This window comes from Thalassotalea fusca (genome assembly GCF_053485835.1).
Genome location: NZ_JBQRUN010000053.1, coordinates 1 through 508, shown reverse-complemented (window position 1 = coordinate 508; position 508 = coordinate 1). Strand labels below are relative to the sequence as shown.

The window sequence follows — 508 nt, the reverse complement described above, 5'->3', positions numbered from 1 at the left end:
TTCAACACTTAAATTTGACAAGGTAGCGATGGAGGCCTGCTCAAGCGCTCATTATTGGGCAAGGCTGTTGTTGGAAAAGGGACATACGGTGGAATTATTACCCCCACAGCATGTGAAAGGTTATTTGCGAGGACAGAAAAATGACATCAACGACGCTATGGCAATTGCTGAAGCCTGTCAGCATGGCAAGGTGCGGCCGACAAGAGTGTTAACGATAAAGCAGCAAGACGAGCAGGCGTTTTCACGTATCAGAGAGCTACTCGGTGCTGAGCAGACTAAGATAATCAATCAAATCAGAGGGTTGCTATCGGAATATGGGATTATCATCAGTAAAGGCGTAGCGAGCTTTACGCGAGATTTGCCTTTGATTTTAGAAGATGGTGAAAATGGTTTAACACCTGAGTTCAGAGAAATACTATTCAGGCGATATCAGCAGTTTCAGGCGACAAAGTCTGAACTTGATTGGTATAACCAGAAGTTACAACAAAAGGTTAAATCAGAGAAGGTA

At 43.7% G+C, this 508-nt stretch carries 1 protein-coding gene; it reads left to right on the top strand.

The window, feature by feature from the left end; all coding sequences use genetic code 11:
- Positions 1-28: 28 nt before the first annotated feature.
- On the top strand, positions 29-508 hold a 480-nt coding region (locus ACSLUK_RS19990), incomplete at its 3' end, for an IS110 family transposase (protein ID WP_448550550.1).